Here is a 19475-nt window from a genome sequence, read left to right on the forward strand (position 1 = left end):
CGCGGTCAGTGCGCTGCCGCGGCCACCTGCGCGTCGGGCTTCACGGCACGCAGCGCGGCCATGAACTGCGTCTGGATGCGCTCCAGCGCCGCCGCCGTCTGGCCCTCGAAGCGCAGCACGAGCACCGGCGTCGTGTTCGACGCGCGGATCAGGCCGAAGCCGTCGGCATACTCGGCGCGCAGGCCGTCGATCTTGATGATCTCGCTCGCGCCGTCGAAGCGCGCCTGCTCGCGCAGCTTCGCGACGACCTCGTGGTGCTCGCCCTCGGCGCAGGGCACGTTGAGCTCGGGCGTGCTGTGGCTGGTCGGCAGCGCGTCCAGCACGGCGCTCGGGTTCTTGTGCCGCGACAGGATCTCCAGCAGCCGCGCCGCGGTGTAGGTCGCGTCGTCGAAGCCGTACCAGCGCTCGCCGAAGAAGATGTGCCCGCTCATCTCGCCGGCCAGCGGCGCGCCGCTCTCCTTGAGCTTGGCCTTGATCAGCGAATGGCCGGTGCGCCACATCACCGGCTCGCCGCCGGCCTCGCGGATCGCGGTGACGAGCCGCTGGCTGCACTTGACGTCGAAGATGATCGGCGCGCCCGGATGGCGCTTCAGGATGTCGCGCGCGAACAGCATCAGCTGCCGGTCCGGGAAGATGTTGTGGCCGTCCGCCGTGACGACGCCGAGGCGGTCGCCGTCTCCGTCGAAGGCCAGGCCCAGTTCGGCGCCGCTCGCCTTGACGCTGCGGATCAGGTCCTCCAGGTTCTCGGGCTTGCTCGGGTCGGGATGGTGGTTGGGGAAGTCGCCGTCGACCTCGGAGTACAGCTCGATCACCTCGCAGCCCAGCGCGCGCAGGATGCCGGGCGCCGAGGCGCCGGGGATGCCGTTGCCCGAGTCGACGACGATCTTCATCGGCCGCGCCAGCTTGCAGTCGCCCACGATGCGGTGCGCGTACTCGGGCACGATGTTCATCATCGCCGAGCGGCCGACCGACTGCTGGTAGTCCTCGGCCTCGATGCGGCGCCGCAGGCCCTGGATGTCCTCGCCGTGGATCGCGCGGCCCGCCAGCACCATCTTGAAGCCGTTGTAGTCCTTGGGGTTGTGGCTGCCGGTCACCTGGATGCCGCTGCGGCAGCCGTGCGCGCCGCGCGTCGCGGCCACGTAGTACAGCATCGGCGTCGTCACCGCGCCGAGATCGACGACGTCGAGCCCCGTCGAGCGCAGCCCGCGCACCAGGGCCGCGACGAGCGCGGGCCCGGACAGGCGTCCATCGCGACCGACGGCGACCGCCTTCTCGCCGAGCTGGCGCGCCTCGGTCCCGAAGGCCCGGCCCAGGTGCTCGGCGAAGCGCTCGTCGATCGTCTTGCCGACGATGCCGCGGATGTCGTAGGCCTTGAAGATGGAATGGGCAAGCTGCATTCGGTGTCCTCGGGAGCCCTGCCGGCATGGCAGAGCCGCCAGATTGTAGGGACGCCCCCGGCGGGGCCGACGGGGGTCGCCCGCCGGGCCGGCGGGCGTGCCGAAGCACAGGTCCGAAAACGGCGAGTCGGCCGGCCCGGCGCGCCTAAGATGCCGGCATGCTCTCCCCCGATTCCACCGCGGCGACCGCCTCGTCGCCCATCGACGAGGACGCCGCCTACCAGGCCTGGTGCACGCACGACGCGCGTTTCGACGGGCGCCTGTTCGTCGGCGTGACCTCGACCGGCATCTATTGCCGGCCGGTGTGCCGTGTGCGCATGCCGCGGCGCGCGAACATGCGCTTCTTCGGCAATGCCGCGAGCGCCGAGCGCGACGGCTTCCGCCCCTGCCTGCGCTGCCGGCCCGAGCTGGCGCCGGGCCTGGCGCTGGTCGACTCCTCGCAGGTGCTGGCCCAGCACGCGGCGCACCTGATCCAGGAGGCCGTGCACGCCGGCCGCAGCGTCGGCATGCCCGAGATCGCCGGGCGCCTGGGCGTCACCGACCGCCACCTGCGCCGCATCTTCCTGGCCGTGCACGGCGTGACGCCGATCGATCATCTGACGACCCAGCGCCTGCTGCTCGCCAAGCAGTTGCTGACCGACACCGCGCAGCCGGTCACCCAGGTCGCGCACGCCAGCGGCTACGACAGCCTGCGGCGCTTCAATGCCGCCTTCCAGCAGCGCTACCGGCTGAGCCCGAGCGCGCTGCGCCGCGCCGGCCGCGCCGGCCCGGCCGGTGGCCCGCCCGACCTGGTCCGGCTGCGCCTGGGCTGGCGGCCGCCCTACGACATCGACGGCGTGCTGCGCTACTTCGCGCAGCGCCAGGTCGGCGGGCTCGAGGTGGTCGATGCGACCGGGCTGCGCCGCACGCTGGCGCTGTCGCATGGCGGCCGGCTGCACCGCGGCTGGTTCGCGGTGCGCTTCGACGCGCAGCGCCACGAGTTGGAAGCCGCCATTTCACCGGGGCTCGCGCCCGCGCTCGGCGGCGTGCTGCAGAGCCTGCGCCAGGCCTTCGACCTCGACGCCGATCCCGAGCGCATCGACCCGGTGCTGGCCCGGCTGCCCGTGGCGCCGCGACCCGGCATCCGCCTGCCCAGCGGCTTCGGCGGCTTCGAGATCGCGGTGCGCGTGATCCTCGGCCAGCAGGTCACCGTGAAGGCCGCGCGCACCCTCGCACAGCGCCTGGTCGATCGCTTCGGCGAGCCGGTCGCCACGCCCTTCGCCGACCTGTCGCGGCTGTTTCCCACCGCCGAGGCGCTGGCCGCTGCGCGGGCCGAGTCCATCGGCACGCTGGGCATCGTGCGCCAGCGCGTCGGCGCCCTGCAGGCGCTGGCGCGCGCGGTGGCGGACGGCACGCTGGACCTGCACCGCGGCGCGCCGCTGGAGCCCACGCTCGACGCCTTGCGTGCGCTGCCCGGCGTCGGCGAGTGGACGGCCCAGGTCGTCGCGATGCGCGCGCTGGCCTGGCCCGACGCCTGGCCGGCCACCGACATCGGCCTGTACAACGCGCTCGGATCACGCGACCCGAAGCACCTCACCGCACTCGCCGAGGCCTGGCGGCCCTGGCGCGCCTATGCCGTGATGCGGCTGTGGCAGGAACTGGAGAAACAGACATGAGCACCACCCCCTTGCGTGCGCAGGCACGCGCCGACACTCCGCTGGGCCCGATCACCGTGGCGGCGACCGAGCACGGCCTCGCCGGCCTGTGGTTCGACGACCAGAAGCACCACCCCGGCGAGATCGACGCGCCCGACGACCCGTCGCAGCGCTGGATCGCGCAGGCGCTGGCGGAACTCGCGGCCTACTGGCGCAACGGTGAAGGCCGCTTCACGACGCCGGTCGACCTGGACGGCAGCGCCTTCCAGCGCAGCGTCTGGGACGCGCTGCGCGGCATCGAGGCCGGGCGCACGACGAGCTACGGCGCGCTGGCCGGCTCGCTGGGCCGGGCCTCGGCGGTGCGCGCCGTCGCCGCCGCCGTGGGCCGCAACCCGCTGTCGGTCATCGTGCCCTGCCACCGCGTGCTGGGCGCCGACGGCTCGCTGACCGGCTATGCCGGCGGCCTGGAGCGCAAGGCCGCGCTGCTGCAGCTGGAAGGCGCGCTGCTCCGATGAAGTCCCGCGACCTCGCCGAACTGCTCGCGCTGGCCGCGCTGTGGGGCGCGTCCTTCCTCTTCATGCGGCTGGGCGCGGGCGAGTTCGGCCCGGTCGCGCTGGCCGGGCTGCGCGTGGTCGGCGCCACGCTCTTCCTGCTGCCGCTGCTGGTCGCGCGCGGCCAGTGGGCGGCGTTGCGGGCCAACGGGCGGGCGATCTTCGCCGTCGGCATCGCCAACTCGGCCCTGCCCTTCCTGGCCTACAGCTACGCGGCGCTCAGCATCACGGCCGGCCTGTCGTCGATCTTCAATGCCGGCACACCGCTGTGGGGTGCGCTGATCGCCTGGCTGTGGCTGAGGGACCGGCCGACGTCCTGGCGGGCGCTCGGCCTGGCGATCGGCTTCGGCGGCGTGCTGTGGCTGGCCTGGGACAAGGCCAGCTTCAAGCCGGGCGCCGACGGCCTGTCCTCGGGCTGGGCGGTCGTCGCCTGCCTCGCGGCGACGCTGCTGTACGGCTGGTCGGCCAACTTCACCAAGCGCCACCTGGCCGGCGTGCCGCCGCTGGCGGTCGCCACCGGCAGCCAGCTGTCGGCCGCCGTCGTGCTGCTGCTGCCGATGCTCTGGTGGTGGCCGGCGCAGACGCCGTCGACGACCGCCTGGGTCGCGGTCGCGCTGCTGGCCGTGGCCTGCACCGGCGTGGCCTACGTGCTGTACTTCCGCCTCATCGCGCATGTCGGGCCGGCCAAGGCGATCTCGGTGACCTTCCTGATCCCCGTGTTCGCCGTGGTGTGGGGCTGGATGTTCCTGGGCGAAGGCCTGACGCTGGCGATGCTGCTGGGCTGCGCCGTGATCCTGCTCGGCACGGCGCTGGCGACCGGCCTGCTGAAGCCGCGGCAAGCCGCGAACTGAGGCCGGATCGCGGCCCAAGTCGGCGCTTCGCCGGGCCGGCCGGCGGCCGACACTGTCGCCGTCGACGTCTTGCCGGGGGGCCGGTCCGATGCCGCCGGGGCGATCAGCGCTCCGACGATCCGACGACAACGCGTCTGCAAAGCCTGCAGTACCTGTCCTGTCGCCGCACCTTGCATCGGAGCCTTTCATGCGCCTCAACGAGCCCGTCACCCAGCGCGAGTTCGAGTTTCCCGACCACGCCACGCTGATGTCGACCACCGACACGCAGAGCCACGTCACCTACGCCAACGCCGCGTTCATCGAGGTCAGCGGCTTCAGCCGCGACGAGGTGATGGGCCAGCCGCACAACCTGGTGCGCCATCCCGACATGCCGAAGGAAGCCTTCGCCGACATGTGGACCACGCTCAAGGGCGGCGAGCCCTGGACGGCGCTGGTCAAGAACCGCCGCAAGAACGGCGACCACTACTGGGTGCGCGCCAACGCGACGCCCGTGATCCGCAACGGCCGGCACGCCGGCTACATGTCGGTGCGCACCAAGGCCAGCCGCGACGAGATCGCCGGCGCCGAGGCGCTGTACCGCGAGTTCCGCGAGGGCAAGGCCGGCAGCCGCCGCTTCCACAAGGGCCTGGTCGTGCGCACCGGCCCGGGCGCCTGGCGCTCGATGTTCCAGACCCTGCCGGTTCGCTGGCGCATCCGCTCGACGCTGCTGACGCTGGCCCCGGCCATCGTCGCCGGCGCCTGGGGCCTGGGCCTGGCGGGCGGCGCGCTCGGTGGCCTGGCCGGCGTGACCGCGGCCGCGTGCGTCCTCGCGTCGTGGTGGCTGGAGTCGCAGATCTCGCGCCCGCTGGAGCAGGTGCTCGAGCAGGCGCTGCGCGTGGCTTCGGGCGAGAGCCAGAAAGCCCTGCACATGAATCGCGTCGACGAGATCGGCATGACGCTGCGCACCATCAGCCAGCTCGGCCTGATGTTCCGCTGGCTGATCGACGACGTCAGCGGCCAGGTGCTCAACGTCCAGACCGCGATCAACGAGATCGCGCAAGGCAACAACGACCTGAGCTCGCGCACCGAGCAGGCGGCGTCGAGCGTGCAGCAGACCGCCTCGTCGATGACGCAGATGACCGCGACGGTGAAGAGCAACGCCGACACCGCGACCCAGGCCAACCAGCTGTCGGGCTCGGCCAGTGACGCCGCGGCGCGCGGCGGCCGGGCGGTCTCCGAGGTCGTGACGACGATGAACGACATCACACACAGCTCGAAGAAGATCGCCGACATCATCAGCGTGATCGACGGCATCGCCTTTCAGACCAACATCCTGGCGCTCAACGCCGCGGTGGAAGCGGCGCGCGCCGGCGAGCAGGGCCGCGGCTTCGCGGTCGTGGCCGGCGAGGTGCGCAACCTGGCCCAGCGCAGCGCGCAGGCGGCCAAGGAGATCAAGGACCTGATCGGCGCCAGCGTCGACAAGGTCGAGGCCGGCGCCAAGCTGGTCGACGACGCCGGCCGCACGATGGACGACATCGTCAGCCAGGTGAAGCGCGTCACCGACCTGATCGCCGAGATCAGCTCGGCGACGCACGAGCAGACCGGCGACATCACCCAGGTGAGCCAGGCGGTCGGTTCGCTGGACCAGATCACGCAGCAGAACGCCGCGCTGGTCGAGCAGAGCGCCGCGGCGTCGGAGAGCCTGAAGCAGCAGGCCACCCGCCTGGTCGAGGCGGTCAGCGTGTTCCGCTGAGCCTCGCGCTGCAGCACGCAAGAGGCGGCCCGCGAGGCCGCCTTTTCACTTGGCGCGCCGGTAGTCGCTGGGCGACAGCCCGAGGTGGCTGCGGAACACGCGGCTGAAGTGCGCCATGTTCGAGAAGCCGAAGGCGAAGGCGATGTCGGTGATCGAGCGCTGCTCGTTGGCACGGTCGTCGAAGCTGCGGCGGCAGGCCTCGAGGCGGCGCCGCAGGATGTAGCCGGCCACGCCGTCGGGTTCTTCGGCGAAGGCGTTGTAGAGCTGGCGCCGGCTGCAGTTGAGCGCGTGCGCGATGCCGTCGACCGTGAGCCCCGGGTCGCCCAGGCGCGCAGCGACGTGCTGCTTGATGCGCTCGCGCAGCGCCTCGCGCTGCGTCACCGCGGTGCCGATGCCGGCCAGGTCCAGCATCGCCAGGTGCACGAACTGCGTGATCGCGTCGCCGACGCCGCGCGCGGCCGTCTCCGACATGCCCGGCAGCTCGCGGTAGGCCGAGCGCATCGTCTCCAGCGCCAGCCGCGCGACCCCGCCGCTGCCGCCCAGGCGCCGCGCCATCAGCGGGTCGAGCGAGACGCCGCGTTCGGCGAGGCGCGCCTTGGGCAGCATGACGATCAGGTGCTCGACGCGCACCGGATTGGCGACCGCATAGCTGTCGGTGGTGTCGTAGATGCTCCACTGGTCGGGCGTGACCCAGGCCTCGCGGCCCTTCTGCTCGACCCCGGCGCAACCGACATAGGGCGCGACGATCTTCAGGTAGCCGACCTCGGAGCTGCGCACCATCGCGGCCGAGCGCATCACGCGGTGGCGGTTGGCCTCCAGTCGCGTCAGCACCACGTCGCCGGCGTGCAGCGTGGTCATGCGGCCGTCGAAGCCGCCGTCGCCGTAGAGGTCGGACTTCAGGCCGCAGAACAGGCGATCGATCCAGTCCGACCAGTAGCCGCCGCGCTCGGCCGGCGCGACCTGGTCGGTGTTCATCGCGGTGCTGGTGATGGCCATGGCGCATGCCCTCCGGGCCGACAGGGTATCGGCGCGGCAGCCGCGCCTCAAGGCCACGAACCCGTCCCCGGGTAAGACACTAGCGGCCGTGCACGGATCGTCAAGCCGCCTGCATGCGGCGGCAAGCGGCGGCGGCGGCGGCGGCCAAGAATCCGCCCATACCGTCACGCATCGACCCACACCGACCGGCCCAGCCGGCGCCCCCAAGGAGACACCGATGACCGCACGCCGTCCTTTGCCCGCGGGCCTGAAGCGCCGCACCGTCCTGCAGGCGGCGTCGGCCGCGTCCGCCGCGCTGGCCCTGCCCGGCCTCGTGCGCGCCCAGGCGGCGCCGGTGCGCATCGGCTACGCCATCGCGCGCACCGGGCCGTGGACCACCGGCGCGCAGGTCAGCCAGGAGCCGAACTACCTGCTGTGGGCCGAGCAGCAGAACGCGGCCGGCGGACTCAGCGTCAAGGGCGCGAAGCGGACCATCGAGCTGGTCAGCAGCGACGACCAGAGCAACATCGAGACCTGCGTGCGCACCTACGAGAAGCTGATGGGCAGCGACAAGGTCGACCTGGTGCTGCCGCCCTGGGGCAGCAACGCCAACTTCGCGGTCGCGCCGCTGGCCACGCGCTTCGGCTATCCCTTCCTCGCGCCGACCGCGCTGAGCCGGCGGCTGATCGAGATGAAGCTGCCCTACTTCTTCTCGCTGCTGCAGCAGCCGGCGCCGATGATGAACGCGCTGGTCGACATGCTCAAGGCCAACGGCGTGCGCTCGATCGCGACGATCTACGTCGACGACCTGTTCGGCCTGGAGAACTACGCCGCGCTCAAGGTCGCGCTGCAGGGCACCGGCATCAGCCTGGTCGAGGACAAGAGCTACCCGCTCGGCGTGAAGGACCTGTCGCCGGTGCTGCGCAGCATCAAGGACAAGAACCCCGACGCCTTCGTCGGCCTGACCTACCCGCCCGACACCATCCTCGCCAGCCGCCAGAGCAAGGAGATCGGCTTCAACCCGAAGTTCTTCTACGCCAGCGTCGGCACCGCCTTCCAGCTCTACCGCAACGTGATGACGGCCGCCGGCGCCGAGGGCGTGCTGGGCATGGGCTCGTGGAACGCCAAGACCAGCCCCGGTGCCAAGGCCTACTTCGACGCCCATGTCGCCAAGTACGGCGCGCAGAAGGAACCCGACCGCTGGGCCAGCGGCGCGACCTGGGCCGGGCTCGAGATCCTGACCGCCGGCGTCGCCAGGGTCGGCCTGGACCGCAAGGCGCTGCGCGACTACGTGGCGAACACCGAGCACTCGACCATCCTCGGCAAGATCAGGTTCGCCGGCAGCGAGAACGTCGGCACGCCGGGTTCGGTGGGCCAGTGGCAGAAGGGCGAGTTCGAGGTGGTCTGGCCCAAGTCGAACGCGACCTCGACGCTGATCGCCAAGCCGGCGTGGAGTTGAGTGTCGTGTTGTTGGTGGTGCTGCGCGGCGCGGCAGGCGGTGTGCGGCGGGGGAAAAGCAAACGCCGCTCCCAGCACGCGCAGCAACCGACATGAGCCTCGGCGCCTGGCTCGAACTGATCGCCTCCGGCCTGATCACCGGCGGCGTGTATGCGCTCGTCGCGCTGGGGTTGAACCTGCAGTACGGGCTGATGCGCATCCTCAACATCGCGCATGGCGAGTTCCTGATGGTCGGCGCCTTCCTCACCTGGACTGCGCAGTCCACGCTGGGGCTCTCGCCGCTGCTGATGATCCCGGTGTGCTTTGCGGTGCTGATGGCGATGGGGCTCGTCATCCATCGCCTGAGCTTCCGGCGCCTCGCGCGCACCAGCCCCAACCTCGACGTCTTCGAGGCGCGCGGCCTGATGGTCGCCTTCGGCCTGATGTTCCTGCTGCAGAACGCCGCGCAGCTGCTCTGGGGCGGCGACCTGCGCGGCTACGACTACCTGACCGGGCCGGTCGCGATCGGCGGCGCGCAGTTCGCGGCCAACAAGCTGCTGCTGCTGGCGCTGGCGCTGGGGTTCAGCGGCGCGCTGATCGCGGTGCTGCGCGGCACGCTCTACGGCAAGGGCGTGCGCGCGCTGATGCAGTCGCCGACCGGCGCGCAGCTGGTCGGCATCGACACGACGCGGCTGCACCCGCTGATGTTCGGCGTGGGCCTCGGCCTGTCGGGCGTGGCCGGCTGCCTGCTGTCGATGACCTACACGATCTCGCCGACCATGGGCGAGCCCTACACGGTGACGGCGCTGATCGTCATCACGCTCGGCGGCTTCGGCAGCATGGCCGGCGCACTGGTCGGCGGGCTGGCGCTGGGCGTCGTCGAGGCGCTGGGCATGCACTTCGCCAGCCCGTCGCTGAAGTCGCTGCTCTCCTACGGCATCTTCATCGCGGTGCTGCTGTGGCGGCCCAACGGCCTGTTCGTGCGCAAGTGAGCGGCCCATGAGACGTGACTTCCTGATCCTCTTCGCGCTCGCCGGCTGGGCCTTGTCGGTGCCGCACTACGGCAGCGACTTCGCCGTCTCGCTGGCGCTCACCTGCCTGATGTACGCGGCGCTCGCCACCAGCTGGAGCCTGTTCTGCGGCACGACCCGCTACCTGTCGCTGGCGACGGCCGCCTTCTTCGGCATCGGTGCCTACACCAGCGCGCTGGTGCTGGACGCAGCCGGCTGGGCCGCGGCCATCGGGCTCGGCGCGGCGATCGCCGCGGCCGTCGCCGTCGTCATGGGCCTGGCGGTGCTGCACCTGCGCGGCACCTACTTCGCGGTGCTGACCTTCGGCATGACCGAGCTGATCCGCCATGCCATCACCTGGTGGGAGAAGCAGGTCACCGGCACCGTCGGCCGCGTGCTGACCACCGTGCCCGACCGCGACACCATCTACCTCACGATGCTGGCCCTGGCCGTCGCAGCCGTGGCGACGGCCATCGTCGTGCGGCGCAGCCGCTTCGGCCTGGCGATGGCCGGCATCGGCGCCGACGAACAGCGCGCGCAGACGCTGGGCGTGAACACGCGGCTCGTCAAGACCGCCGGCTTCGCGCTGACCGCGGCCTTCGCCGGCGCGGTGGGCGCGGCGATGAGCGTGCGCTGGACCTACATCGACCCGGCCACGGTCTTCAACCCCTTCATCGGCTTCCAGACCGTGCTGATCGCGCTGATCGGCGGCGCGGCCACGCTCTGGGGCCCGCTGATCGCCGCCGTGGTCTTCAGTCTGCTGGCCGAGACGCTGCGCCTGCAGGCACCGCAGGTCTACATGATGTCGCTGGGCCTGCTGCTGATCCTGTGCGTGCTCTACCTGCCGGGCGGCCTGGCCTCGCTGCGTGCGGCGACGCTGCGGCAGTGGCGCGACGACCTGCAGGCGTGGTGGCGCGCGCTTCGCCGACCCGGCGCGCAATCCGGGAGCACCGCATGAACGGCCACCCGCTGCTCGAAGCCCGCGACGTGACGGTGCGCTTCGGCGGCCTCGTCGCCGTCGACGCCGTCAGCGCCGCCTTCGCACCCGGCGAGCTGGTCGGCATCATCGGTCCCAACGGCGCCGGCAAGACCACCTTCTTCAACGCGCTGTCCGGCGTGGTCGCCCCCAGCGCCGGCCGGCTGTTCGCGCAGGGCCGGCGGCTCGATGGCGCCGGGCCGCACCGCTACGCGCGCCAGGGCATCGCGCGCACCTTCCAGACGCCGCGCGTGTTCGGCGAGCTGAGCGTGGCCGACAACATCGACTTCGGCCTGCAGTTCGCGGGCCGCGGGCGCAGCGCGCCGGGGCTGCTGAAGGACGGGGCCGCGATCCTGGCGCTGATCGGCCTGGCGCCGCAGACCGCACTGCCGGCCGCCGCGATCACGCCGTCGCAGCAGCGCCTGCTGGAGATCGGCATGGCGCTCGCGACGCGCCCGCGCCTGCTGCTGCTCGACGAGGTCGCCGCCGGCCTGACCGAGGCCGAGATCGAGGCCATGGCCCGCCTGATCCGCCGCCTGCGCGACGAGCTGGACCTGACCGTGATCTGGATCGAGCACGCGGTCACCACGCTGCTGCGCCATGTGGAGCGCGTGCTGGTGCTGCACCAGGGCCGCAAGATCGCCGACGGCGCACCGGCCGAGGTGGTGCGCAACCCCGAGGTCGTCGAGGCCTACCTCGGCGACGAGATGACGCAAGCCGCATGAACAACGAGATCGAGACCGCGCTCGGCCGCCGCCTGGCCCACCTGAAGGTCGAGGGCCTGTCGGCCGGCTACGGCGCCTTCCTGGTGCTGCGCGAGCTGTCGCTGGAAGCGCGGCCCGGGCTGACGGTGATCCTCGGGCCCAACGGTGCGGGCAAGACGACCTTGCTGAAGGCGATCGCAGGGCTGATCCCGCGCGGCGGCAGCTTGACGCTGGACGGCCAGCCGATCGAGCGTGACGCGAAGACGAGCGAGATCGTCCGGCGCGGCATCGCGCTCGTGCCCGAAGGCCGGCAGCTCTTTCCCCAGATGTCGGTGGCCGAGAACCTCGAGCTCGGCGGCTGGCTGCTGCCGCCCGACGAACGCGCGCGCCGGCTCGAGCAGGCCTTCGCGGACTTTCCGAAGCTGCGCGAGCGCGCCCGCCAGCTGGCCGGCACGATGAGCGGCGGCGAGCAGCAGATGGTGGCCGTGGCCCGCGCGATGATGAGCGCGCCGCGCCTGCTGATGCTCGACGAACCCTCGCTCGGCCTCGCGCCGCGCATGGTCGACGAGCTGCTCGCGATCGCGCGCCGCATCGCCGATGCCGGCACCACCGTGCTGATGGTCGAGCAGAACGTGCGCAAGGCGCTGGCCGTCGCCGACCGCGGCTACGTGATGGAGCGCGGCCGCCTGGTCGCCAGCGGCCCGGCCACGCTGCTGGCGCGGTCCACCATCGTCCGCCAGGCCTATCTGGGCAGCGGCGCTGCGGCCGCTCCGACAGCCACCAGTTCCCCCGCGAAGGAGAGTCCCATGTCCGATCTGTCCATGCTCATCAACGGCCTCGCCGTTTCTGCCGAGAAGGGCGCGACCTTCGAGCGCCGCAACCCGCTGGACGGCAGCGTCGCGACGCGCGCGCCCGCAGCCAGCGCCGCCGACGCGGTGGCCGCGGTCGAATCGGCGGCCGAGGCCTTCCGGACCTGGAGCCAGGCCGGCCCCGGCGAGAAGCGCGCCCTGCTGCTGAAGGCCGCCGACGCGCTGGAGGCACGCACGCCCCGGTTCATCGAGGCGATGGCCGCCGAGACCGGCGCCACCGGCCCGTGGGCCGGCTTCAACGTGATGCTGGCCGCCGGGATGATCCGCGAGGCCGCCGCGCTGACGACGCAGATCGCCGGCGAAGTGATCCCATCCGACGTGCCCGGCTCGCTCGCCATGGGTCTGCGCCAGCCGGCCGGCGTGGTGCTGGGCATCGCGCCGTGGAATGCGCCGGTGATCCTGGGCGTGCGCGCGATCGCCGTGCCGCTGGCCTGCGGCAACACCGTGGTGCTCAAGGGCAGCGAGAACTGCCCGCGCACCCACCAGCTGATCGTCGAGGCCTTCCAGGACGCCGGCTTCGCGCCGGGCGTCGTCAACTACCTCACCAATGCGCCGGCCGACGCCGGCGCGGTGGTCGAGGCCATGGTCGCGCACCCGGCGGTGCGGCGCGTCAACTTCACCGGCAGCACGCGCGTCGGCAGGCTGATCGCGATGACCTGCGCCAGGCACCTGAAGCCGGTCGTGCTGGAACTGGGCGGCAAGGCGCCGCTGGTCGTGCTGGACGATGCCGACCTCGACGCCGCGGTCGATGCCGCGGCCTTCGGCGCCTTCGCCAACAGCGGGCAGATCTGCATGAGTACCGAGCGCCTCGTCGTCGACGGTCGCATCGCCGACGACTTCGTCGCGAAGTTCGTCAGGAAGGCGAAGTCGCTGCCGCTCGGCGACCCGCGCAAGCCCGAGCCGGTGGTGCTGGGCTCGGTGGTCGGCATGGGCACGGTCGAGCACTGCAACGCGCTGATCGACGACGCGCTCGCCAAGGGCGCAAAGCTGCTGTGCGGCGGCAAGGCCGACAGCACGCTGATGCCGGCCACGGTGCTGGACCACGTGACGCCGGCCATGCGCATCTACCGCGAAGAGACCTTCGGCCCGGTGAAGTGCGTCGTGCGCGTCGACGGCGTCGAGGCCGCGGTCGCCTGCGCCAACGACAACGAGTACGGCCTGTCGGCGGCCGTGTTCGGACGCGACGTGGCGCGTGCGATGAACGTGGCCCGGCGCATCGAGTCCGGCATCTGCCACATCAACGGGCCGACGGTGCACGACGAGGCCCAGATGCCCTTCGGCGGCGTCAAGGGCTCGGGCCTGGGCCGCTTCGGCGGCAAGGCGGGCATCGCCGAGTTCACCGAGCTGCGCTGGATCACGGTGCAGACGGCGCCCCGGCACTATCCGTTCTGAGGCTGGTGGCCGCACGGAAGAAACGGGCCCGCGGGCCCGTTTCTTCCGGTCGAGAGGCGGCGACTCAGCCCTTGCCGAACTTCGCCTTCGCGTCGGCGACGCAGCTGGCCTTGGCGTCGCCCGACAGCGCGTCGCACTTCTCGAGCGCCACCTTCAGGTCGGCCTCGCGCTTGTCGGCGGTCGCCTCCCGGGCCGCGGCGCCGGTCGCCTTGCTCATCCTGGCGTCGGCCAGGGCCTTGGTCTCGGCGGCCTTGGCTTCCTTGACGCAGACGTCCTTGTCGTTGCCGGCCTTGTCGTCGCACTTCTCCTTGGCGACCGCGTAGGCCGTCTCGGCCCTCACGACCAGCAGCTTGTTGCGGTCGTCCGGCTTGCCGCTGTAGCTGGCGTCGAGCTCGGCCCGCGCGACCTTCTCCTTGCCCTTCGCCTGCTCGACGCAGACGTCCTTGCCGTTGCCGGCCAGCGAGTCGCAGGCAGCGCGATCGGCCTTGTGGTCGGCTTCGATGCGCGTCTTCGCGGCATTGAAGTCGGCCTTGCTCATGCCGGCGGCGTGAACCACCGGCAGAGCCAGCATGGCGGCGACGATGATCGAGGTCTTGAGAGCGAAGGTCTTGTTCATGAAGGTCTCCTGTCGAGTGGGTCCGCGGCGGGACCGCGGTGACCGCAGTGTGCGAACGCGCCGTCGCCGCGACCATCGGAAGGACTCGCCGCCTGCGGTAGTCGTCGTCCTACGCAGGCGCTCGCGGCAGGAAGAGATCGAAGGCCAGCTTGCCGGCCACGCCCGAGACCGCGCTGACCGCGCTGCCCCAGGCCATGTCGATCAGCGACAGCCCGACCGGCCAGCCTTTGAGCGTGGCCAGGTTGGTGAGGTCGTAGGTCGCGTAGGCGAAGAAGCCGAACAGCGCGGCCCACAGCGCCGTCCGCGTCCATCCCGGGTCGGCCGCCGTCGGCAGCACCGCGAACACCACCAGCCCCAGCGCGAACACCGCGTAGAACAGCACGGCGACCGGCACGTTCGGCCGCTCGAGCATCAGGTGCCCGATGCCATGCTGGTACAGCGGCCTGGCGATCACGCCCAGCCACAGCAGGTCGAGCACGACCATCACCAGGGCGGTGGCAGCGTAGGCGGCGGCGTACTTCATGAGGCGGTTCCTCCGGATCAGAGCCAGTATTCCCAGGCCCGGGCGAAGGCCTCCTTCAGCCGCAGGTCGAGCGGGCGCCGCTCCCACTGCTCGAGCGTCACCTCGTCGGACGCCGCCAGGTCCTGGTCGAACATGGCCCGCAACTCGCGGCCGAACTCGGCGCCCAGCACCACGGCGTTGAGCTCGTGGTTGTGCAGGAAGCTGCGCCAGTCGAGGTTGGTCGACCCGACGGTGGCCCACACGCCGTCGATCAGCCCGGTCTTGGCATGCAGGATCGCGCCGCGCCGCTCGTGGATCCTGACGCCGGCGCGCAGCAGCCGCGCGTAGTAGCCGCGCCCGGCGTGGAACACCAGCCACGAGTCGGTCTGGCCCGGCAGGATCAGCTTCACGTCGACGCCGCGCGCGGCGGCCGCCTCCAGGGCCGCCAGCAACTGCGGGTCGGGCACGAAGTAGGCGTTGGTGAGCAGCACGCTGGTCTCGGCGCTGGCGATGGCCGACAGCAGCGTCTTGTAGATCTGGCTGTACGGCTCCTCGGGCGAGCTGCCGATCGCGCGCACGACTTCGCGGCCGACGTTCTCGGGCGGCGGGAAGTAGTGGCGCGGCAGCAGCGGCGGGCCCTTCTGCTGACCCCAGGTCGCGAGGAAGAGCTGTTGCAGCTCGGCCACCACCGGTCCCTGCAGCTGCAGGTGGGTGTCGCGCCAGGCCAGGGCGCTGTCGGTGTCGGCCCGCCGGCGCGAGCCGCCGGAGTAGACGCTGCTGATGTTGATGCCGCCCAGGAAAGCGGTGCGGCCGTCGACGATCAGCAGCTTGCGGTGGTCGCGCTGGTTCACCTGCCAGTCCTTGCGCACCGCCAGCGGGTTGACGGGGTTGAACTCGAGCACCTGCACGCCGGCGTCGGTCAGGCGCTGGAAGAACGCCGCCGGCGTGGCGATGGTGCCCACGCTGTCGCGGATCAGGTTGACCTGCACGCCCTGCTGCTGACGGGCGATGAGAGCCTGCGCGAAGCGCTGGCCGACCTCGTCGTCCTCGAGGATGTAGGTCTCCATGTTGATGTGGTCGCGCGCCGCTGCGATGGCCGCGAACATCGCCTCGTAGGTCGCCGGGCCGTCCTGCAGCAGCCGCACGCGGTTGCCGGTGGTCAGCGGGCTGCCGACGATGGCTTCCTCCAGCGCCAGGTGGCGGTCGAAGATGTCGGTGTCCTGGCCGCGCTGGCTGCGCAGCCTGGCGATGATGGCCTGGCTCTGCGCGGTCGACAGCGGACCCTGCGCGCCTTCCAGCCGCACCGGCCCGGCGGGCCGCCGCTCGAGGTCGGGCACGAAGGTCGGCAGCGTGCCGCAGCCGGCCAGCAGCAGGATGCAGGCGAGCGCGGGCCCCAGGACCTGCCGTCGAATCGTCGCGACCATCGCGCACCGCTCCCGGATCGTCAGGGCCGGGCGCTGACGCGCCAGACCACGTTGCCCACGTCGTCGGCGACGAGCAGCGCACCGCGCCCGTCGATCGCGACACCCACCGGCCGCCCGCGGGCCTTGCCGTTCTCGCCGAGGAAGCCGGTCAGCACGTCGATCGGCGCCTCGCCGGACGGCCGGTCGCCGCGGAACGGCACGAAGATGACCTTGTAGCCGCTGTGCGGCCGCCGGTTCCACGAGCCGTGCTGGCCGATGAACATGCCGTCGGCAAAGGCCGGCGGCAGCGCGTTGCCGGCCGACGCCGCCAGCCCCAGCGACGCGGTGTGCGGACCCAGCGCGTAGTCCGGCGCGATCGCGCGCGCCACCAGGTCGGGCCGCGGCGGCTGCACGCGCGTGTCGACGTGCTGCCCGAAGTAGCTGTAGGGCCAGCCGTAGAAGCCGCCGTCCTTCACCGCGCTCAGGTAGTCCGGGACCAGGTCGCTGCCGATCTCGTCGCGCTCGTTCACCACGGTCCACAGCGCCCCGCCCGGCGCCCAGGCCATGCCGTTCGGGTTGCGCAGGCCGGACGCGAAGACACGATGCGCGCCGCTGGCGGTGTCGACTTCCCAGATCGCGGCGCGGCCTTCCTCGGCCGCCATGCCGCGCTCGCCGACGTTGCTGTTGGAGCCGACGCTCACGTAGAGCCTGCTGCCGTCGGCGCTGGCGATCAGGTTCTTGGTCCAGTGGTGGTTGATCGGCCCGGCCGGCAGCTCGACCACGCGCGTGCCGGCAGCGCCGATGCGCGTCTCGCCGGGCGCATAGGGGAAGCGCAGCACCGCGTCGGAGTTGGCGACGTACAGCGACGACCCGACCAGCGCCATGCCGAACGGCGACTTCAGGCCTTCGAGCAGCACCGAGCGCAGGTCGGCGACGCCGTCGCCGTCGGTGTCACGCAGCAGCGTGATGCGGTCGGCGCTGCGCGTGGCCGCACCGGCGCGCCGCATCACCAGGCCCATCACCCAGCCCCTGACGCCGCGGGCGTCGTCGGGCTTGGGCGGGGCGTTGGACTCGGCCACCAGCACGTCGCCGTTGGGCAGCACCAGCAGCCAGCGCGGATGGTCGAGCCCCTGCGCGAAGGCGACGACCTGCAGGCCGGCAGCCGGCTGCGGCATCGCGCCGGGCGGCCAGGGTTGGGCCGGCGCGATGTTGACCGTCGGGATCCAGGACTCGCGCGGCGCCGGCAGCGTCGGTTGCGGTCCGGTGCCGGCCGACACGGGCAGCTTGGCGACATCGCCGCAGCCGCCGAGCGCCAGCGCAACTGCCAGCGCGACTGCCGGCGTGGATCCCAATCTCGGCTTCGGTGTCCGCATCACGGCTCCTGTCGGGTGTTGCGCGCCGCGCCACGCCGCATCAAGGCCTGGCAGCCAGTCGCGCTGCGCTCGGCACCGTCGGCGTTGCCGGTGTCGACCAGCGGGATCAGCGCGGCCAGCGGGTTGATCAGACCCAGCAGCAGCGAGGTGGCGACCTTGCGGCCGAGCCCGCCCTTCTCGACCGACACCGCGGGCTTGGCCAGGCTGCCGCGCACGCGCAGCGGCGTGCGCAGCGCCAGCGGACTGAAGTCCTTGGGCGCGACCACGGCACGCAAGTCCAGGGTCTCGTCGACCAGCGACAGCGAGCCGTCGATCCAGATCGCCGAATCGGCCGTGTCCACCACCATCACGCGCGGCCGCAGCACGCCCTTCTCGGCGGCCAGGTCGGCCACCGCGCATTGGACCGGCAGCGCGTCGTCGCCGCGGATCAGCAGGCCCAGGCTCTCGGCCAGGTCCAGGCCGGCCGCCTCGATCGTGGCATGCGAGATCGAGCCCTCGTGCAGCTCGGTGCGCACGGCGCCGCGCAGGCTGCCCAGGATCTCGGCCGTGGACCGTCCCTGGCCCGTCAGCGCGGCCCTGCCGCTGAGCCGGCCCGACACGAAGGGCGGCGCGTCGTCGGCCCGCGCCAGGCGCAGCCAGCGCTCGAGCCGCACGCCGTCCCAGCGCAGGTCGGTGGTCCAGCCGGCCGGACTGTCGCGGCCGTCGAGGCTGAGCCGGCCCTGCAGCCGCCCCTGGGCCGTGCGCGCGTCGACGTCGCGCAGCGTCATCACGCCGTTCGACAGCAGCAGGTGCGCACGCAGCGGCCGCAGCGGCTCGAGCAGCGCGGTGTCGAGATCGACCTCGGCGATGTCGATCAGCACGTTGGCGTCCATCGCACGCAGCGACGGCAGGTCGAAGGCCCGGTCCGGCAGCACCCGGCCGGCCTTGCGCGCGGCGCCGGTCGACGCCGGGACCACGCCCACCGCCGGACCCAGGTCGGACAACAGCAGCCGGCTGCCGCCGAGCCGGCCGGTCAGCATCGGCCGCGCCGTCCCCGGCCCCCGCACGGGTCCGTAGGCGAAGGCGCCGCGCAGCCGGCTGCTGCCCACCGTCGCATCGTCGATCGCGACCTGCCAGAGCGACCCGTCGCGCACGACGCTGCCCTCGGCGCGGAAGGCACCGGTGGTCGGCAAGGTCACGCCCACCGTGTCGCCGACCGCGGCGAGCGACGGACCCTGCAGGCTGTAGCGACCGCCGAGGTCCTGCAGGCCACGGGCATGGCCGTCGAACGCGAGGCGCGAGCGGCCGACCTCGGCCTTCAGCCGCACGGTCGTCGGGGCGGTGGCGGCCTCGCCGTCCGAGGCGAGCAGCTCCAGCTTCAGCGGCAGGTCGCGAAAGCGCCCCGTCGCCTCGAGGCGCCACGCTGGCGGGCTGCCGCCACCGGGCGACACGCGCCCGTCGGCATCGACGGCCAGGATCTCGTCGCGCACGTGGAGATCGGCGCTGCCGAGCTTCAGGTGCACGAAGCGCGGCAGGGACAGGGGACGCGGCGCCGCGTCGGGCAGCTGCGTGCCGAACTGCCAGGACGCGCGGCCGTCGGCGCGGCGCTCCAGGTGGCTGTCGAGCGTCTTCGCCTCGAGCCGCTGGACTCGCAGCGGCTCGCCGCGGTGGGCGCGCCAGAGGTCGACGTAGCGCAGCTCGACCGCGACCTCGTTCGCCTGCAGCAGGTGCGGCGCCCGGCTCCAGGCCGGCGCGCCGACGACGAGTCGCGGCGCGTGCAGCTGCACGCCGCCGACGAAGCGCAGGCGCACGCTGCCGCTGCCTGTTGCGTCGGCGGACAGGTCGACCTTGCGTTCCAGGCGCTCGGACAGCACGCGCTGCAGCGGCGGCACGAGGAACGGCCAGCCACGCCATTCGCCCAGCGCCACCGCGGCCAGCAGGGCGAGCAGCACGCCCGCGGCCACGAGCTGCCAGCGTCGGCTCAGCATCTTCACGGCGGTCTCCGTCAGGTCAGGGTCTTGGCCGAACGCGGTCGCGCGGCCTGGCCCCGACTGTGGATCCGCGGCGGCGTGCC

16 protein-coding genes and 1 pseudogene are annotated in these 19475 nt (G+C 72.3%); 10 read left to right on the top strand and 7 right to left on the bottom strand.

The window, feature by feature from the left end; translation table 11 throughout:
- Positions 1–5: 5 nt before the first annotated feature.
- Positions 6–1397 carry a phosphomannomutase/phosphoglucomutase gene (locus tag QZV97_RS11605; protein ID WP_295642044.1) on the bottom strand — a complete coding sequence of 464 codons (1392 nt, stop codon included), beginning with the start codon at positions 1395–1397 and terminating at the stop codon, positions 6–8.
- A 158-nt stretch (positions 1398–1555) separates the two neighbouring features.
- On the opposite strand from QZV97_RS11605, the gene QZV97_RS11610 reads away from it, so the two are divergent.
- The 4 genes from QZV97_RS11610 to QZV97_RS11625 all read left to right on the top strand — a co-directional run bounded on the left by QZV97_RS11610 (position 1556) and on the right by QZV97_RS11625 (position 6165).
- Complete coding sequence (locus QZV97_RS11610; RefSeq protein ID WP_295642046.1) at positions 1556–3052, top strand: AlkA N-terminal domain-containing protein; 1497 nt, start codon at positions 1556–1558, stop codon at positions 3050–3052.
- A complete protein-coding gene (locus tag QZV97_RS11615; RefSeq protein WP_295642048.1) occupies positions 3049–3546 on the top strand; it encodes a methylated-DNA--[protein]-cysteine S-methyltransferase in 498 nt (165 codons plus the stop codon). The genes QZV97_RS11610 and QZV97_RS11615 overlap by 4 nt, the downstream gene beginning before the upstream one ends.
- Positions 3543–4433, top strand: a complete 891-nt coding sequence (locus QZV97_RS11620; RefSeq protein WP_295642050.1) for a DMT family transporter — start codon at positions 3543–3545, stop codon at positions 4431–4433. Before QZV97_RS11615 ends, QZV97_RS11620 begins: the two co-directional genes overlap by 4 nt.
- 187 nt (positions 4434–4620) lie before the next feature.
- Positions 4621–6165 carry a PAS domain-containing methyl-accepting chemotaxis protein gene (locus tag QZV97_RS11625; protein WP_295642052.1) on the top strand — a complete coding sequence of 515 codons (1545 nt, stop codon included), beginning with the start codon at positions 4621–4623 and terminating at the stop codon, positions 6163–6165.
- Positions 6166–6210: 45 nt separating this feature from the next.
- Here the strand turns inward: QZV97_RS11625 and QZV97_RS11630 are convergent, their stop codons facing one another.
- Positions 6211–7161 carry a helix-turn-helix domain-containing protein gene (locus QZV97_RS11630; RefSeq protein WP_295642054.1) on the bottom strand — a complete coding sequence of 317 codons (951 nt, stop codon included), beginning with the start codon at positions 7159–7161 and terminating at the stop codon, positions 6211–6213.
- A gap of 217 nt (positions 7162–7378) precedes the next feature.
- Here QZV97_RS11630 and QZV97_RS11635 point away from each other — a divergent pair, with 217 nt between their 5' ends.
- From QZV97_RS11635 to QZV97_RS11660, 6 genes and pseudogenes are all read left to right on the top strand, one after another.
- Positions 7379–8599: an amino acid ABC transporter substrate-binding protein gene (locus tag QZV97_RS11635; protein ID WP_295642055.1), complete on the top strand. Its 1221-nt coding sequence runs from the start codon at positions 7379–7381 to the stop codon at positions 8597–8599.
- A gap of 91 nt (positions 8600–8690) precedes the next feature.
- Complete coding sequence (locus tag QZV97_RS11640; RefSeq protein ID WP_295642057.1) at positions 8691–9569, top strand: branched-chain amino acid ABC transporter permease; 879 nt, start codon at positions 8691–8693, stop codon at positions 9567–9569.
- A 7-nt stretch (positions 9570–9576) separates the two neighbouring features.
- Complete coding sequence (locus tag QZV97_RS11645; RefSeq protein WP_295642059.1) at positions 9577–10545, top strand: branched-chain amino acid ABC transporter permease; 969 nt, start codon at positions 9577–9579, stop codon at positions 10543–10545.
- Positions 10542–11288 (top strand): ABC transporter ATP-binding protein, encoded by a 747-nt coding sequence (locus tag QZV97_RS11650; RefSeq protein ID WP_295642061.1) that lies wholly within the window; start codon positions 10542–10544, stop codon positions 11286–11288. The genes QZV97_RS11645 and QZV97_RS11650 overlap by 4 nt, the downstream gene beginning before the upstream one ends.
- Positions 11285–11794: pseudogene (locus tag QZV97_RS11655) on the top strand (ATP-binding cassette domain-containing protein); the annotation flags it as partial. The gene QZV97_RS11650 and the pseudogene QZV97_RS11655, both read left to right, overlap by 4 nt.
- A gap of 279 nt (positions 11795–12073) precedes the next feature.
- Positions 12074–13528, top strand: a complete 1455-nt coding sequence (locus QZV97_RS11660) for an aldehyde dehydrogenase (RefSeq protein ID WP_295642088.1) — start codon at positions 12074–12076, stop codon at positions 13526–13528.
- Between the two features lie 64 nt (positions 13529–13592).
- On the opposite strand, the gene QZV97_RS11665 is transcribed toward QZV97_RS11660, so the two are convergent.
- From QZV97_RS11665 to QZV97_RS11685, 5 genes are all read right to left on the bottom strand, one after another.
- Entirely contained in the window at positions 13593–14144 is a 552-nt protein-coding gene (locus tag QZV97_RS11665; RefSeq protein WP_295642063.1) for a hypothetical protein, read from the bottom strand.
- Positions 14145–14253: 109 nt separating this feature from the next.
- A complete protein-coding gene (locus QZV97_RS11670) occupies positions 14254–14667 on the bottom strand; it encodes a DUF2177 family protein (protein WP_295642065.1) in 414 nt (137 codons plus the stop codon).
- A gap of 17 nt (positions 14668–14684) precedes the next feature.
- Positions 14685–16070: a cardiolipin synthase gene (gene cls, locus QZV97_RS11675; protein ID WP_295642067.1), complete on the bottom strand. Its 1386-nt coding sequence runs from the start codon at positions 16068–16070 to the stop codon at positions 14685–14687.
- Between the two features lie 20 nt (positions 16071–16090).
- The gene (locus QZV97_RS11680; RefSeq protein WP_295642069.1) at positions 16091–17422 is read right to left on the bottom strand and encodes a sorbosone dehydrogenase family protein; all 1332 of its coding nucleotides are present in this window, start codon (positions 17420–17422) and stop codon (positions 16091–16093) included.
- Positions 17422–19389, bottom strand: coding sequence for an AsmA family protein (locus QZV97_RS11685; RefSeq protein WP_295642090.1), 1968 nt, complete (start codon positions 19387–19389; stop codon positions 17422–17424). The genes QZV97_RS11680 and QZV97_RS11685 overlap by 1 nt, the downstream gene beginning before the upstream one ends.
- Between the last annotated feature and the right edge of the window lie 86 nt (positions 19390–19475).

The sequence above is a fragment of the uncultured Methylibium sp. genome (assembly GCF_902826655.1).
Classification (GTDB): domain Bacteria; phylum Pseudomonadota; class Gammaproteobacteria; order Burkholderiales; family Burkholderiaceae_C; genus Methylibium.

Bases quoted from the DNA above. Each gene is read 5' to 3' on its own strand.
- QZV97_RS11605 (WP_295642044.1), bottom strand. From the start codon at position 1,397: ATGCAGCTTGCCCATTCCATCTTCAAGGCCTACGACATCCGCGGCATC.
- QZV97_RS11610 (WP_295642046.1), top strand. From the start codon at position 1,556: ATGCTCTCCCCCGATTCCACCGCGGCGACCGCCTCGTCGCCCATCGAC.
- QZV97_RS11615 (WP_295642048.1), top strand. From the start codon at position 3,049: ATGAGCACCACCCCCTTGCGTGCGCAGGCACGCGCCGACACTCCGCTG.
- QZV97_RS11620 (WP_295642050.1), top strand. From the start codon at position 3,543: ATGAAGTCCCGCGACCTCGCCGAACTGCTCGCGCTGGCCGCGCTGTGG.
- QZV97_RS11625 (WP_295642052.1), top strand. From the start codon at position 4,621: ATGCGCCTCAACGAGCCCGTCACCCAGCGCGAGTTCGAGTTTCCCGAC.
- QZV97_RS11630 (WP_295642054.1), bottom strand. From the start codon at position 7,161: ATGGCCATCACCAGCACCGCGATGAACACCGACCAGGTCGCGCCGGCC.
- QZV97_RS11635 (WP_295642055.1), top strand. From the start codon at position 7,379: ATGACCGCACGCCGTCCTTTGCCCGCGGGCCTGAAGCGCCGCACCGTC.
- QZV97_RS11640 (WP_295642057.1), top strand. From the start codon at position 8,691: ATGAGCCTCGGCGCCTGGCTCGAACTGATCGCCTCCGGCCTGATCACC.
- QZV97_RS11645 (WP_295642059.1), top strand. From the start codon at position 9,577: ATGAGACGTGACTTCCTGATCCTCTTCGCGCTCGCCGGCTGGGCCTTG.
- QZV97_RS11650 (WP_295642061.1), top strand. From the start codon at position 10,542: ATGAACGGCCACCCGCTGCTCGAAGCCCGCGACGTGACGGTGCGCTTC.
- QZV97_RS11660 (WP_295642088.1), top strand. From the start codon at position 12,074: ATGTCCGATCTGTCCATGCTCATCAACGGCCTCGCCGTTTCTGCCGAG.
- QZV97_RS11665 (WP_295642063.1), bottom strand. From the start codon at position 14,144: ATGAACAAGACCTTCGCTCTCAAGACCTCGATCATCGTCGCCGCCATG.
- QZV97_RS11670 (WP_295642065.1), bottom strand. From the start codon at position 14,667: ATGAAGTACGCCGCCGCCTACGCTGCCACCGCCCTGGTGATGGTCGTG.
- cls (WP_295642067.1), bottom strand. From the start codon at position 16,070: ATGGTCGCGACGATTCGACGGCAGGTCCTGGGGCCCGCGCTCGCCTGC.
- QZV97_RS11680 (WP_295642069.1), bottom strand. From the start codon at position 17,422: ATGCGGACACCGAAGCCGAGATTGGGATCCACGCCGGCAGTCGCGCTG.
- QZV97_RS11685 (WP_295642090.1), bottom strand. From the start codon at position 19,389: ATGCTGAGCCGACGCTGGCAGCTCGTGGCCGCGGGCGTGCTGCTCGCC.